General features: G+C 49.0%; 15 protein-coding genes. 14 read left to right on the top strand and 1 reads right to left on the bottom strand.

Annotated elements, in window-relative coordinates:
* Nucleotides 1-12: 12 nt before the first annotated feature.
* Complete coding sequence (locus tag KJW29_RS08760) at nucleotides 13-1,383, bottom strand: PepSY-associated TM helix domain-containing protein (RefSeq protein ID WP_246608651.1); 1,371 nt, start codon at nucleotides 1,381-1,383, stop codon at nucleotides 13-15.
* 134 nt (nucleotides 1,384-1,517) lie between these two features.
* On the opposite strand from KJW29_RS08760, the gene KJW29_RS08755 reads away from it, so the two are divergent.
* From KJW29_RS08755 to KJW29_RS08690, 14 genes are all read left to right on the top strand, one after another.
* Nucleotides 1,518-1,802 carry a MarR family winged helix-turn-helix transcriptional regulator gene (locus tag KJW29_RS08755; protein WP_281426341.1) on the top strand — a complete coding sequence of 95 codons (285 nt, stop codon included), beginning with the start codon at nucleotides 1,518-1,520 and terminating at the stop codon, nucleotides 1,800-1,802.
* A 50-nt stretch (nucleotides 1,803-1,852) separates the two neighbouring features.
* Entirely contained in the window at nucleotides 1,853-2,917 is a 1,065-nt protein-coding gene (locus KJW29_RS08750; RefSeq protein ID WP_214629476.1) for a saccharopine dehydrogenase family protein, read from the top strand.
* Between the two features lie 204 nt (nucleotides 2,918-3,121).
* A complete protein-coding gene (locus KJW29_RS08745) occupies nucleotides 3,122-5,188 on the top strand; it encodes an Ig-like domain-containing protein (RefSeq protein WP_214629475.1) in 2,067 nt (688 codons plus the stop codon).
* A gap of 113 nt (nucleotides 5,189-5,301) precedes the next feature.
* Nucleotides 5,302-5,730: a MarR family winged helix-turn-helix transcriptional regulator gene (locus KJW29_RS08740; RefSeq protein ID WP_214629474.1), complete on the top strand. Its 429-nt coding sequence runs from the start codon at nucleotides 5,302-5,304 to the stop codon at nucleotides 5,728-5,730.
* Nucleotides 5,731-5,820: 90 nt separating this feature from the next.
* A complete protein-coding gene (locus KJW29_RS08735; RefSeq protein WP_214629473.1) occupies nucleotides 5,821-6,861 on the top strand; it encodes an NADH:flavin oxidoreductase in 1,041 nt (346 codons plus the stop codon).
* 81 nt (nucleotides 6,862-6,942) lie between these two features.
* Nucleotides 6,943-7,473 carry a type 1 glutamine amidotransferase domain-containing protein gene (locus KJW29_RS08730; protein ID WP_343222766.1) on the top strand — a complete coding sequence of 177 codons (531 nt, stop codon included), beginning with the start codon at nucleotides 6,943-6,945 and terminating at the stop codon, nucleotides 7,471-7,473.
* Nucleotides 7,474-7,740: 267 nt separating this feature from the next.
* On the top strand, nucleotides 7,741-8,130 hold the full coding sequence (locus KJW29_RS08725; protein ID WP_214629471.1) for a VOC family protein: 390 nt from the start codon (nucleotides 7,741-7,743) through the stop codon (nucleotides 8,128-8,130).
* Between the two features lie 195 nt (nucleotides 8,131-8,325).
* Nucleotides 8,326-8,655, top strand: a complete 330-nt coding sequence (locus KJW29_RS08720; protein ID WP_214629470.1) for an ArsR/SmtB family transcription factor — start codon at nucleotides 8,326-8,328, stop codon at nucleotides 8,653-8,655.
* Nucleotides 8,652-9,047 (top strand): SRPBCC family protein, encoded by a 396-nt coding sequence (locus KJW29_RS08715; RefSeq protein ID WP_214629469.1) that lies wholly within the window; start codon nucleotides 8,652-8,654, stop codon nucleotides 9,045-9,047. Before KJW29_RS08720 ends, KJW29_RS08715 begins: the two co-directional genes overlap by 4 nt.
* A gap of 37 nt (nucleotides 9,048-9,084) precedes the next feature.
* Nucleotides 9,085-11,340, top strand: a complete 2,256-nt coding sequence (locus KJW29_RS08710) for an ATP-binding cassette domain-containing protein (RefSeq protein ID WP_214629468.1) — start codon at nucleotides 9,085-9,087, stop codon at nucleotides 11,338-11,340.
* A gap of 33 nt (nucleotides 11,341-11,373) precedes the next feature.
* Entirely contained in the window at nucleotides 11,374-12,084 is a 711-nt protein-coding gene (locus KJW29_RS08705; protein ID WP_214629467.1) for an FAD-dependent oxidoreductase, read from the top strand.
* A 123-nt stretch (nucleotides 12,085-12,207) separates the two neighbouring features.
* Entirely contained in the window at nucleotides 12,208-13,101 is an 894-nt protein-coding gene (locus KJW29_RS08700; protein WP_425517508.1) for a helix-turn-helix domain-containing protein, read from the top strand.
* Between the two features lie 74 nt (nucleotides 13,102-13,175).
* Complete coding sequence (locus KJW29_RS08695) at nucleotides 13,176-13,991, top strand: EcsC family protein (protein WP_214629466.1); 816 nt, start codon at nucleotides 13,176-13,178, stop codon at nucleotides 13,989-13,991.
* 302 nt (nucleotides 13,992-14,293) lie between these two features.
* Nucleotides 14,294-15,028 carry a hypothetical protein gene (locus KJW29_RS08690; protein WP_214629465.1) on the top strand — a complete coding sequence of 245 codons (735 nt, stop codon included), beginning with the start codon at nucleotides 14,294-14,296 and terminating at the stop codon, nucleotides 15,026-15,028.
* Nucleotides 15,029-15,040 lie beyond the last annotated feature (12 nt).

The raw sequence follows: 15,040 nt of genomic DNA, 5'->3' as shown, positions 1-15,040 counted from the left end.
ATTCCTCCTTTCTTATACGGAGAACCAGGCTCTCAGCGGTTTAATATGCCGAATGATCAGCCAGTCCAGCAGTACGACGACGATTATGGACAAACCGACAAGTGGCATGATAGCTCCGCAAACAAGCATGATGACTAGCACGCCAACCGTTATCCTCCGATCCTTGACTCGGGGAGGCGCTCCGAGCTTTCCGTCCGGCTTTCGCTTGCGCCACATGAAGAAGGAACTGACCGCTAGCAGGATAACGCCTAACGCGGTTATCAAGCCCAGCAATTGATTGGCGAGACCGAAGAGTCGACCTTCATGCAGAGCGATTCCCATCGTTATACCCTTGGCCATAAGGCCGTAATTGTCGAAACGAATGTCGGTGAGCACGGCTCCGCTATATTGATCCACATGCAGAGTCGCATCGTCGCCGGGCCGCGAATGAGAGGTAGCGATCGTATAGACGCCTCGTTCTCCTCGCGGGAGCGAGATCGTATACGGCGGAGCAACATTTTGTTTGTCGGCAATTCCCTTTATTTCCTGGACCTTCAGCTTCATGTAGCCACCAACCGCCGATTCGGGAACGGGTAAATTCTCGGAAGCCCAAGGAACATCCTCCGCGATATCCTTCGTAACGGTAACGGATTCCGGACCTGGCATAAAGCTATGCGCGTACGTAGGATAGTTCGTATGGGTAACATTCGCCAGACGATCGATCTGCCCGCCGAGGATGCCGGACCAAGGCAGGCCCGAGACGATCAGAATAACGATAAACAGCGAGAGCCAGAAGGCTGGAACGGCATGCAGATCACGCCAGAACTGGCGGCTTCCGGGCTTGTTGAATCTGGGCAGCATCGTGCCCCAGATCTGGAAACGATTGCGCGGCCACCACAGATATAGTCCCGTCACTACTAGAATTAGAGCCCAGCAAGCCGCCAATTCGACAAGTCTGTTGCCCCAGGTTCCTCCGACGACAAGCTCGCTGTGCATCTTTTTGAAGAAGGAGGCAAATGTCTTGTCGCTGTTCATCATGCCGACGATCTGTCCCGTATAAGGATCGGCATACATGATCTTGGCAACTCCGTCGCGGTTTGCGGACAGCTTGATCGTTTCTCGGGGATCATTCGAGATGACGACGGAAGTAATGGACGTGCCTGGATAAGCCCGTTCGGTCTTGGCGATGATGTCATCGGCGAACATAGCCGCCTCACCGACCTCGCTCACGGTTAACATCTCTTTGTACAAATAACCTTCGATCTGGGGCTTGAACAAATAGACGGAGCCGCTGACGGCCAGGACGATCAGGAAAGGGGCGAAAATAATGCCGGCATAAAAATGCCATCTCCATACCGATTGATACAGGGAAGATAGTAATCGCGAACGGGTTGACGAAACCATAAGAACCTCCTTGGATGCTGAATACATTAGCTACGTCGAATTATAAAATCTGCGAGATCCTGGTACTATAGCTCTTTGTAGTTATCTTGCAAGGAGATGTGTCGGTCGTGTGATCGATCGGGCCGGAAGGAGGCGTGCTTATGAGCGTGCTTGCCGATCGGTTGCACGTTACAAAGGGCGCCGTGACGCAGATCATCACTCGTTTGGAGCACAAACAATTGGTGCAGCGTAACCCCAATCCCGCCGATTCCAGAAGCGTCCTTGTTTTTTTGACGGAAACGGGATTGAAAGCGCTCCTCGTCCACGACGAGATGCAAGAAGCGATGTACCGCGAGCTTAGCGCCAATCTGGACGATAACGAGATGAAAATTTTGGAGAAAGGATTAGAGACGCTTTGCCGTCATTTACAAAGAGACTAATTTTTTTGCGTATATTGTTTAGTTACTAAACTATAAGGAGTGGCGGCAACATGTATCATAAAATAATTGTCATAGGCGGATACGGCAAGGTTGGCGGAGTCATCTGCGATGAATTGAGAAAGAGGTATCCCTATCGCGTATATGCGGCGGGCAGAAGCCTGGAGAAAGCGGAACGGTTCTCCCGGGCTATGAATGGGGAAGTGCTGCCGCTTGAAGTGGATGTAGACGGGGGCGTTCCGGAGAATTGGCCGGATGGCGTGTCCGTCGTCATCATGTGCCTGGACGTGCGGAACATCAGCTTCATTGCACAATGCTTGGAGAAGGGCATTCATTATATCGATGTGACGGCAGACTACTCCGTGATGGAACGAATCCAGAGGCTTCCGTCCCATTCAGCCACAACGGTGTTGAGCGTCGGACTGGCACCAGGGATCACCAATATGCTTGTGAAGCGGGGCGTACAGCAATTGGATCAAGCGGACGCCGCCGATATTTTCCTTCTGTTAGGTTTAGGAGAGAAGCATGGACGCAAGGCGGTGGAATGGACTGTCGATAACTTCAATGCCGAATTCGCGGTTATCGACAAGGGACAGCAAGTTGAGTTTTCCGGTTTCTCCGATGGCCTTCAAACCGAGTTCAATCGGGATATAGGCCGCAGAAGCGCTTATCGTTTCAACTTCTCGGATCAACATATCTTGCCTGGAACCTTGCATATTCCTACCGTATCGACCAGGCTTTGCTTCGATTCCAGATTCGTGACTTGGCTGCTTGCCGCTTCGGCGCGCTTAAGAATCACTCGATTGCTGCTCAAGCCCGGAATCAGAAACAAAGTTGTCGACTCCATCCTCAACTCGAACTGGGGAAAAGAAATCTATGCCGTCAAAGTCGAGCTAAGCGGTCAAAAAGACGGCAGAAACGTACGTTACCATGGCGTTATAAGCGGAGACAAGGAGTTCCATATGACCGGTCAAGTCGCGGCCTACGTGGCTCGATGTTTGTACGAAGAGAAGTACCCACGCGGCGTGTTTCATATCGAAGAACTATTTTTGCCTGATGAGCTGTTTGCTTCGCTTTCCGGTCATTTTACATTAGAGGAGAAGATTGGGTACAAATAACAGGGAACGGCTTCTCTTCAAAGCTTTCACTCGGATTTTAAGGAGTTTACTCGAATCATGACTAGTTTTGGATGTGACAACATTCGTCAGAAACATTTTCCTCAGTGGCAACGTTAAAGAGGGTACACTCGCTGGACCGCGGCCGCAACCGGACTTATTAATTATACGAGGTCCCAGCAGAAATCCATTAGGAGGACCCTGAAGATGAGGAAAATAGCACTGACTCTGCTTGCATTAATTTTATTGTTCGGATTGGCCATCCCTACTGCAAGCGCGGCAACATTGACAACGGAAGAGAAGTTCCAAGTGTTAAAAAATCAAGGCATCATGAGCGGCTTCGAGGATGGGTCTTCACGTCTCCACGAAACGATGTCCAGAGAGCAGTTCGCGACCGTGCTCTACAAGCTTCTAGAATTGCCTCGTTCCCAATCCACGCCAAGCTTCGTCGACGTATTGAAGACGCGATGGTCGTACGAAGCGATCCAAGCAGTCCGAGGTGCCGGGATTATGGTAGGCAAAGGCGAAAACAGGTTCGAACCGACGGCAAAAGTGAAAGTGGAGGAGTTGGCTTCTGTATTGCTAAAGGTCAACAATATTACGCCTAACTCCAACATCGGCTTCGAAGGCAAAGTATCGCCATGGGCGAAAGCTGCTGTAGGAACCGCTCTTAGCAAAGGCTGGATTGCTCATCGGAACGACTATACGATTAACGCAACACGCAGCGTTCTTGTAGATGCCGTCTATGCGGTTTATACAGGTTGGGGAATTATGCTAGATGTCAAGTCTGTCGAGGCCGTTAGCGTCCAGACGGTTCGAGTCAACTTGAAATCCAAGGCCGAGTCCGCCGATATCTCAAGGTTCAGTCTGCGAGACGATCGCAATACCATCGTCCCGATCCTGCTTTCTTCCCTAAGCGGCGACGGCATGTCGATACTGATCACGACAGGGTATCAGGCCGAGAATAGAACGCACTACTTAACCATCGACGGCAAGTCGTGGGCTTACAACTCGACGAGATCGGATATGACAAAGCCCGTGATCACCGCATTCGATCGGATTACGGCGCGAGTCTACGTATTGACTTTTTCGGAGGCGCTGGATCAAGCGACAGCTACCAATCCTTCGAATTATTCGTTCTCCGGCGGACTTAAGCTGTCGGCAGTGCAATTGTCTGGAGATAAGAGACAAGTGACGATTACGACATCCAATCAGTCGGATAATACCCGTTATACGATGACGGTCAAAAACATTAAGGATCTTGCCGGCAACATTATGGATACGCGTTCCGACTTGTCCATCGCAGGCAGCGCGGACGCCACGAAGCCGACGATCGTAGAAGCGGATTTCAAGGTAAACGCAGATGCCTCCTTGACCGTTAGGTTCAGCGAAAAGGTCAATCGGGATATTGCGGTCCAGACCGGACGCTACAGCATCCCCGGATTGGCTGTCGTCTCGGCAAGCTTGGACAATGAAGGTCGTACCGTCACGCTGCGGACTTCCGCGCAACAAGACAAAACCGTGTACAACTTGACCGTATCGGACATTCCCGATCTGGCCGGCAACGTCATGGATGCGAAGTCCGGTCTCCTGTTCGGAGGCATCTCCAATCCGGTCCTTCCCGTGAAGCTGCAGGGCATAACGGCGGTAAATGAAAATACAATCGAAGTTTCCTTCGATCGTGATATTAAGGATTCGGACGTAGGCTCGCTTGTCGTAACGATTTTAAAGGATAACGGAGCCAATGTCTCGATGTCCGGTTGGAGCAAGTACGCTGTGCGCAAAGCCGGCACGAACAGAGTAGTCAGCGTCCAATTCCGAACAAGCAACGACTCCAATCCGAACTTGTTCCAGCCAGGCCGCGTGTATTCTGCAAGAGTAACGGGCGTATCGTCCCTGAATACCCAGAACGGAGAGAACGACACAACTTTCGCGGGTACTGTCGTTCCTAATGAAGCGCCGTACGCGAAGCAGGTCATCGTCATTAACCGTTCGACGATCAAAGTATTATTTAGCGAACCGGTAAAAAACGTGAATGAAACCTCCTTTGCCTTGGCTGAGCAGGGTGGAGAAGCGGTTCGCATCTCCCATGACGAATTAAACAACACGGGAGCGGTCGTCACCGAAGTCACGCTAAAGATGTCCAATGATCTGAAGCCTGGCCAGGTCTATGTTCTGACATTTAAGCCGGGCATTACGGATGCGGCGGGCTTTAACGGTTGGCAGATCAAAAACGGCAACGAAGATATTAGCCTTTCGTTCACAGGCGTATAATTGTACAAATGATAGGCTGAGCAAGTCAGTCGTTTTGCGAGATTTTGACCATTCCGAACAACCTTGATACAATAAGACGACGGAATCAACAATTATTTACGGGGTGGTCAATCTTGCATCACGACAACGAACGATTGGATTTATGGCTGTCCTTATCCCTCATCCATTCCAGCGTCAACGAAAAGTTGGAACAAGCGCTGCTGAAACAATTTGATATATCCTTAAAGGAATTCTACGTTCTTAGATTCGTTTCCGGCTCCGAGTGCAAGGAGCTGCGATTGCAGCAGCTTCAAGAGATGGTGGGATTAAGCCAAAGCGCGACTTCACGTTTAGTGGATCGCATGGAAGCCCCTCATGTAGGCGCTCTCGAACGTCATACCTGCACCAATGATCGACGAGGCATCTATACCCGCATTACGGAAACGGGCGAACAAAAGTATCAGCGGGCCCTTGCTATCGTAAATGATGTGCTTGATTTTGAATTACGCCGAGATGGGACGATGACCGAACTGGAGAAGCTTGTACAACAGCTTCTGAAATGAGAGCCTCTTGACAGGGCTCTTTTCTTTTTGATAATTTATATGCATGCGCATGCTTTTAAAAATATAGAATATGCCTATTGGAGGGTAACCATGACTAACACGCAAACTGTGCAATCCCTGTTCCGTCCTTTTACGATGGGTCAGCTTTCATTGTCTAATCGAACCGTAATGGCGCCAATGACGCGTCAAAAATCGCCGAACGGCGTTCCCGGACCGGATGTCGCCGCCTATTATCGCCGTAGAGCCGAGAACGGAGTCGGGTTGATCATCACGGAAGGTACGGTCATCGATCACGCCGATTCAAGTAATCAGGAGAACGTTCCTTTCTTTTATGGGGAAGACGCCTTAAACGGCTGGGCTAACGTGTTATCGGAAGTGCACGAAGCAGGTGGCAAGATCGCCCCTCAAATCTGGCACATGGGCGCCCGCGGCAACGTGAACGAGTACTCCCAAGACGAGATCGTCGGTATCGTGCAGGAATTCGCCAAAGCCGCGGCGCAAGCGAAACGGCTGGGTTTTGACGGTATAGAGCTTCACGGCGCTCACGGATATCTGATCGACCAGTTCTTTTGGGAGAAAACGAATCAGCGCAGTGATCGGTACGGCGGCAGTCTGCTCGCGCGTACGAACTTCGCCGCAGAAGTCGTGAAAGCTTGCCGCGAAGCCGTTGGTCCCGATTTCCCTATTATTTTGCGGATCTCGCAATGGAAGGGCAGCGATTATTCGGCGAAACTAGTGGAGACTTCGGAGGAGCTGAAGCAATTTCTCGAACCGCTGGTTGACGCCGGGGTTGATATGTTCCATTGCTCGACACGCCGCTTCTGGGAACCGGAATTCGAAGGCTCCAAGTTGAATTTTGCGGGCTGGGTGAAACATTTGACCGGCAAACCGACCATTACGGTGGGCTCTGTCGGCTTGGACGGCGATGTCTCGACATTTTTTACGAAGGGAAGCGGTGCAGGCAACGCCAGCTTGGATGGCCTGATTCCCAAGCTCGAGAATCAAGAATTCGATCTTGTGGCGATCGGCCGAGCGCTTCTTGCAGATCCGGCTTGGGTCAAAAAAATGAGAGACGGTAACCTTGATGAACTGATTCCATTCACGCCTCAAGCGCTCCAAACTTTGTATTAATTCCATCGCTTAGCCGCTTCAACATGGGCATCATTGGGTATATTACCTTTATGTCGATGATTTTGGAGAGGAGCTATGAAGATGACTGAAGCCAAAAAAGTAGCATTTTTGCTTGCTAAGGATTTCGAGGATTCCGAGATGGTTAATCCCTACGAAGAGATGGTTAAGAACGGTCACGAGACCGTGATCATCGGACTAGAGGCACAAAAGGAGCTGACAGGCAAACAAGGTACGGTGACGTATACCACGCATCTGGGGATCAAAGATGCCCATGCGGCGGATTACGATGCCATTATTATCCCGGGCGGCAGTTCGCCAGGTTATCTGATGTATAACGAAGATGTCAGTCGTTTCGTTCGAGAAGCCGACCGGGAAGGGAAAACCATTGCTGCGATCTGCCACGGACCGCAAGTACTGGCTGCGGCAGGCGTGCTGGAAGGCCGAACGTTAACGGCGTTTCCCGGCATTTCTTCGGAGATCGAGGCGGTGGGCGGGAAGTACCTTAACCGCGAAGTCGTCGTGGATCGTAATCTCGTCACTTCGCGCGTGCCGGAGGACGAGCCGGCATTCATTCGGGAGACGGTCGAACGTCTCGGCGTTAACGCCTGGTAACGGCTTAAAGCTCAAAAGCTCATATTATAAAGAAGAGGACTCTTTAGTCGTTATTAACTAACGACTTGGGTCCTCTGTTTAATGTCTGGCTAGCTGTTTGAAAGAGTCAAGCTTCACTTTAACCGAGAATACCCCTGCCTCTAAGGTACCATACTCACGAAGAGAGAGCGTAGTCAGATGATGAATCGGGCATTATATTGGTGGATGAATGCGAACGTATGCGCTATAATTGAAGTGCGAAAAATATTAGAAGGAAGGGACTGGGACATGATTCTTAAAGCGGCCCAACTTACGATTCTTGTGAAAGATCAAGAAGAAGCCAAACAATTTTATACGGAAAGACTTGGGTTTGTCATAATCTCGGATATGGATTTTGGTCAGGGATCGCGATATCTGGCGGTCGCTCCGAGAGAGAGCAATGAAACGTTGTTTGAACTGGTAAAGGCGGAAACGTCAGACCAACTGGCATTGATAGGCAAACAGAGCGCTAACCAAGTCCTGGTCATGTTTGAAACAGATGATATCGAAGGCGACTACTTTGAAATGAAAGAACGTGGCGTCGTTTTCCACGGAGAACCAGCCATAGTTCCGGGAGGAAAAGGAGTCGGTTTTGAGGATTTGTACGGGAATCAATTTGATTTGTTTCAAGCGGAGTAATTCATACATATACAACTAACCAAAAACGTCAGCATTAAAAAACAGCGACAGTCCAGGACTTTATTTTCTTGTTCTTGGCTATCGTTGTTTCATTTTTCATGCAGTTGACACGACACCGAACGGTGTCCTATAATCTAAAAGTCACCAAATGGTGTCCAATTAACAACTAAATATCATTCCTTAGGAGAGGGTGTTGTGAGCGAACACAAACAGTTGCGGGATGTATTTGACGCGATTGCAGATCCAACCAGACGCCAACTTATACGGTTGTTAGCCGAGACAGACGATATACCGCTGCATGAATTGACGACGCAATTCAATATGGGCCGAACAGCCGTGTCCAAACATTTGAGCATACTTAAAGAAGCAGGACTTGTTATGGATCGAAAGGTTGGCAGAGAAACACGATTCAAGCTGAATCCTTCACCGCTTAGAGAAGTGCAAGATTGGCTTTCGTTTTATAACAAGTTTTGGACTGCCAATTTACTAAGTTTAGGTTTCTTACTAGAGGAGGAAGAAAAATGAGTTTAAAGCTGGAGCTGGATTTTCAATACAAGACCTCGATCGAGAAGCTATGGTCGGCATTAACGGATTCCAACAAATTGGCGAAATGGGTGTTGGAAAATGATTTCGAGCCTGTAGTGGGCCATCAATTCCAATTCCGCGCCAAACCCAATGAGTACTGGGATGGCATTATTGATGGCGAAGTATTGATCGTGGACCCGCCATCTCACTTGTCCTATTCTTGGGCTGTCGGCGAAGAGAAGCATACCGTGAACTGGACGCTTCGGGAAATCGAAGACGGGAAGGTTAACCTGCATCTGGAACAAACCGGATTCTCGAATGTACATGGGCTTGAAGGAGCTAGACATGGCTGGACGAATTGGTGCGGCGAGCTGGATAAAGCATTGGCGTAAAAAGCTTGCCAACAATAAGATCGGAAGGATGTCATGAATGAGCGAAAATAATCATAATTTTATCGTCATCTCGGGAGCAAGAGAAAACAATCTTAACAATGTTTCGTTACGCATCCCAAAAAAGAAGATCACGATCTTTACGGGCGTATCGGGATCCGGCAAGTCATCGATCGTTTTTGATACGATCGCCGCAGAATCTACCCGTTTGCTAAATGAAAATTTCAGTATGTTTGTGCGTAATTTCCTGCCGCGCGTGCCACAGCCGGATACGGATGCCATAGAGAATCTGAGTATGGCTGTCATCGTCGACCAGAAGCGACTCGGCGGCGGCTCCCATTCTACGATGGGCACGATAACCGATATTTCGCCCATTCTTCGCTTGCTGTTCTCTCGAGTCGGTCAGCCGCATATTGGCGGGGCTCATATGTTCTCCTTCAACGACCCGCAAGGCATGTGTCCGGATTGCAGCGGACTCGGACGCAGACTTGGCGTGGACATGAGCAAAGCGGTGGATATGTCCAAGTCGCTTAATGAAGGAGCTCTTTTGATGCCCGATTATGCGGTTAACGGATGGGAATGGAATATGATCCCTCAGTGGGGAACATTCGATCTCGACAAGAAGCTGAGCGATTATTCGCAGGAAGAGCGGGAGCAGCTGTTCTATGCGAAGGCTAGCAAAGTTCAGGTGATGTTCGGCGGGAAAGCCATGAACCTGACTGTAGAAGGAGTCATTGAGAAGTTTACCAACAAATATATTAAACGCGATCTAAAGACGATGTCCGAACGAACGCAAAAAGCAATCTCGCCATTCATCTCCGAGGGTCCTTGCACCAGCTGTCATGGCGCCAGACTCAGTCAAGCGGCTTTGAACTGCAGGATCAACGACCTCAACATCGCGGAAATGTCCTCCACGGAGGTTGGTCAGCTGATCCGCGTCATCCGGGAGATCGACGATCCTGTAGCGGCGCCGGTCGTAAAGTCTCTGATTCAGAGGCTGCAGCATCTGGTAGATATCGGACTTGATTACCTGACGCTGGACCGCGAGACGGACACATTATCAGGCGGCGAATCGCAACGAGTCAAGATGGTTAAACATCTGAGCGGGAGTCTGGTCGATGTGACTTACATCTTCGATGAGCCTAGCGTTGGCCTGCATCCGCGAGACGTACACCGTCTAAATGAGCTGCTGCAAAAGCTGCGCGACAAGGGGAACACGGTGATCGTCGTCGAGCATGACCCCGATGTCATCAAGGTGGCGGATCATATTGTCGATGTTGGACCCCATGCCGGCGGACGCGGCGGTAATATCGTATACGAAGGCAGCTACTCTGGCCTCCTGGAGTCGGGTACGCTTACGGGCAACCATATGAAGCACCCGCTTCAGCTTAAGAACGAGTGCAGAGAGCACTCCGGCAAGCTATCCATTAAAAATGCCAGCTTGCATAATTTGCAGAACGTGAGCGTGGATATTCCTGTCGGTGTTCTGACGGTCGTGACGGGAGTTGCCGGCTCCGGCAAAAGTACATTGATCAACGAAATCTTCCTGAAGCAGCAACCGGATGCCATTGTCATCGATCAATCGGCAGTCGGCGTATCTACACGCTCCAATCCCGCGACTTATACGGGCATTATGGACGATGTTCGCAAGGCGTTCGCATCCGCGAATAAAGTCAATCAGAGCTTGTTCAGCTTCAACTCCAAAGGAGCCTGCGAGAATTGCCAAGGACTTGGCGTTGTCTACACAGACCTTGCTTTCCTTGACAGCGTGAAACTGCCATGCGATGTTTGCGGCGGCAATCGGTTCAAGGAAGAGGTGCTCGAATACAAGCTGAATGGCAAGTCGATCGCTGAAGTGTTGATGATGACTGTCGAGCAGGCATTGGAATTTTTCCAGCTGAAAGAAGTCGTCCGCAAGCTTCAAGCGATGAGCGACGTAGGTCTGAGCTACATTACTCTTGGTCAGCCGCTCAGCACATTGTCCGGCGGAGAGTGTCAGCGGATCAAATTGGCGAGCGAGCTGCACAAGAAGGGGAGCATCTATGTAATGGACGAGCCGACGACAGGACTGCATATGTCCGATATCGGCCATCTTATGGCGATCATGAACCGTCTAGTAGACAGCGGCAATACGGTCATCGTCATCGAACATAATCTCGATGTCATCAGCCAGGCGGACTGGATCATCGACATGGGACCGGACGGAGGCAGCAAGGGCGGTCAGGTGGTATTCGAGGGTACGCCTATGGCGATCGTTCAAGCGGAGAAATCGATCACGGGTAAGTATTTGACGTAAGTCGAAAAGCTCACTTAAGGGGATGAGGAAAAATTGAGTTTCTTCAAAGATATGTTCGCCATATTTAATAAAAAAGAATTAGTGTTCTTGGAGAGCTTTCAGGAGGATCGCCAAGTCTATTCCTTCTTATTCGAGAAACCGAAGGATCTGACCTGGAATGCCGGTCAATATGGACTGTTCACTCCTACTCATAAAAAAATCAAGAACGGAACAAAACCTTTCAGTATTGCATCGGCGCCTTCAGAAAATGTCATTAGACTGACGACGCGCGTCGGCGAAAATCCAAGCGAATTCAAGACGGCGATGTCCGAATTAAAAAAAGGCATGACGGTCAAAATGAGCGGTCCTGTCGGCGCTTTTACTTTGACGGACAACAATCCTTCGCTGTTGATCGCCGGCGGGATCGGAATTACTCCGTTTCGTTCCATCCTCAAGCAATTGGATGCTGAAGGTAACAAAGACGCCAGCCATATCCATCTTGTATATACGGACACCAATAAATCCTATATCTTCAAGGATGAGCTTGATGCCCTTGCAAACAAAATGTCGTTCCGGATTACGTATCTGGACTCCAGGGACGACTTGCAGCAGGAGATTGGCAGGTTTGCAGCCTCTCATAAGGTAAACGGCAGGTATTATATAGCCGGACCGAAGTCGTTCGTCGACTTGCATACAGAAAAGTTAAAGCAGCTTGATGTGACCAAAGGAAATATTAAAAAGGATGCCTTCTGGGGCTACTCGTAAGTAAAAAAACCGCGATTTTCGCGGTTTTTTTGTTGTCATTTATGGGCATTCCATTACATTCGCAATTCTGATCAAAAATAGCTCCGCGCATTTATGTTATTGTTGTCTGCAAGAGGTGATCACGTGAAATACCATCCCATGATTTATCAGGCTTTAGATTATATCGAAACGCATCTGGAGGAAGAGCTGACGCTCGAGCAGGTGGCGGCCGCCGCAGGTTTCTCCAAATATCATTTTCACCGCATTTTTCTGGAGCAAGTTGGCGCAAGCGTAACGGACTATAGCCGGTCACGCAGACTAGCCAGTGCTTCGGCGCTTCTCCTCTATACCTCGGAGGACATCATCCAGATCGCGTTCCGAAGCAGATTTGAATCGCAGGAAGCATTTACACGCGCGTTCAAGAAGGAATACGGCATGCCGCCCGGACGTTACCGCAAACTGATGGAGAGCGTGCTTTACACGCAAGATCAACGAGAGGAGAATAAGAAGATGAACGATAAAAACCAAGTCAAAGGGTGGATTCTGAGCGGGGCCGACCCGTCCCTCTATGAGATAGGCATGGATCGGGAGACTGTCCATAGGGGGAAGGTATCCGGTTATTTAAAATCGGTATCCGCAACATCAGAGACGCAATTCGCGACGATTATGCAGCAATTCAGATCCGACAAATACAAAGGAAAACGAATAAAGCTGTCTGCTTTTATCCAGGTCGAGAAGGTTTCAGCATTTGCCGGGTTATGGATGAGAATCGACAACGCGGCGGGGGATACGATGCAATTCGACAATATGAGCGACCGGCCGATTCAAGGTACTGCATCTTGGAACTTGTACTCCATCGTGCTCGATGTGCCATCGGACAGTGCGTCTATCTCGTTCGGCGTTCTGCTTACCGGCCAAGGGAAAGTATGGATGGACAATTTCGCCTTCGACATCGTGGATGAACGAACGCCAAGCACGAATATGCAGATCGGCGGAGAATTGAGGGACGAGCCGGAAAATTTGTCGTTTGAGGAATAAAAGGTGAAACATTTTTTGCTTCGAGCAGTATGTAAGGTCTAAATCACTTATCGAAGCGAGGTATTGCTTTAGAGATGACAAATATAGAAACCGCGGAAGCGTTGAAGTTGGAATTAAAGAAAATAGAAACGTGGGAAAATGATCAGAAGGGACTGTTCTTCTGGGAGAAGCTAGGACGGCTGCCCTTTGCCATTCTGGACCGAATAACGCCGAAGTTCATACAGGACAAAATAGGTACAGCGCTGGACGAGCTCGGCAGCTACGTTCAGAACGGCGGTCGTTATCTGATCAGCAAGGAACAGATGTATCGCAATTTTTTTCCGGACGAAGAGCAAGGCGAAGCATCGGCCCTGGATCGGATCGGGAAGCTGCCTCTGCGTACAATGGATGAAACGGCTGATCGCGTAATCGCTGCAAGCAGCAAGATGGCGGCCGTGCAAGGCGCAACGACAGGCATCGGAGGCATCTTCACGATCGCTATCGATATTCCGCTGTTGCTCGGCATCTCGCTCAAAGCGCTCCAGGAAGTTGCGTTCAGCTACGGCTATGATCCCAACGAAAAGTCGGAACGTATTTTCATCGTAAAATGCATGCAATTCTCCTCCTCCGATATCGTCGGCAAAAAGGCGATTCTCGAAGAGCTTTCAGCCTTCCATTCGGAAGAGAGAAGCGGGCAGGTTATGTCTCAACTTCAAGGCTGGCGCGAGGTCATGCTCACATATAGGGACAACTTTGGCTGGAAAAAGCTGTTCCAGATGATTCCCATCGCAGGCATCTTGTTCGGCGCATATTTAAATCGATCCATGCTTATGGATGTCAGCGAAACAGGCAAAATGATGTATCGAAAGCGTCGAATTCTTGAGAAATTAAAAACTATTGAGGCGCCTTGATGGCGAACCGAAAGTTTGCTTGCAACTGCCCGAATCCTGATGTTAAGGGAATCGGGCCTTTTTTTGTCCGGAATTGGCATCTGGTTTCAATAAAATCATTGAAACCAACAGGTACGAAAGGTATAATTTGGTTCCGAAGGAACAAAAAAAGGTTCGGCAGAGGTTACGAATACAGATACTTTCCGTTGTTCTAGAATGATTGCTGCTTAGGAATTTGAGTCTAAATGAAAAATCTACCGTACTACACTTATTATCAAATGTTAGAGTTCCAAATTTATTAACAGAAAGGAGAGGCTGCCGGAGTGGATGCAAAAAAAATTATAAGATTAACATTCATTGTAATGACGGTCATCCTCATTGATATTGCCATCTTATCCCCAGGACTTTTAGCCATTGGTTTTGGAGAGAATGCGCTAAAAAGCGCAACTGCCGCAGCCACGTTAGCTGGCAGCGCTGCTATCATTTTATATTTCAGTTATACGCTGCTTTTCAAGAAAGAAGCGCGAATCCCCATCCTTGAGGTTCATACGCCCGAAGAATTCGAAATCGCATTGAAGCAGTTCCAAAAAGTAAAGGCTGTTGAGAACGACGTAAGTTTGGCCCTCCACCAAATCGACAGAATCAAGAAACGCCACGACACTCTTCTTAATGTGCTGAATCAAAGATTTGTGCCTGGAGGTCTTAGTTTCGTCAAGTTCGCCGACACCACCAAGGATGTCGAAAATCTATTTTTCACTAATATTCGCGGTATCCTAACGCATCTTCATATTTTTGACGAAAGAGAATATAACCGGGTCATGACTCAAAATGCTGCTTCCCCCTCACAGGTCCAACTGAGAAAAAAAGAGGTTTTCCATGAATATCTGTTATTTATTCGAAGCTCTCTTGAAACAAATGAAGAGATATTGCTTAAGCTCGACAAGCTGATCCTTGAAGTGTCGCGTCTGGATACGGTGGAGCTTAAAGATATGGAGACAATGCCATGCATGCAAGAGATCGATACTTTAATTAAACAAACCAGATTATATAAATCATAAAGGAGATGACTA

The organism is Paenibacillus agaridevorans (genome assembly GCF_018604145.1).
Taxonomy (GTDB): domain Bacteria; phylum Bacillota; class Bacilli; order Paenibacillales; family Paenibacillaceae; genus Pristimantibacillus; species Pristimantibacillus agaridevorans.
The sequence above is the reverse complement of the archived record's forward strand: the minus strand, read 5'-3'. Positions and strand labels throughout refer to the sequence as shown.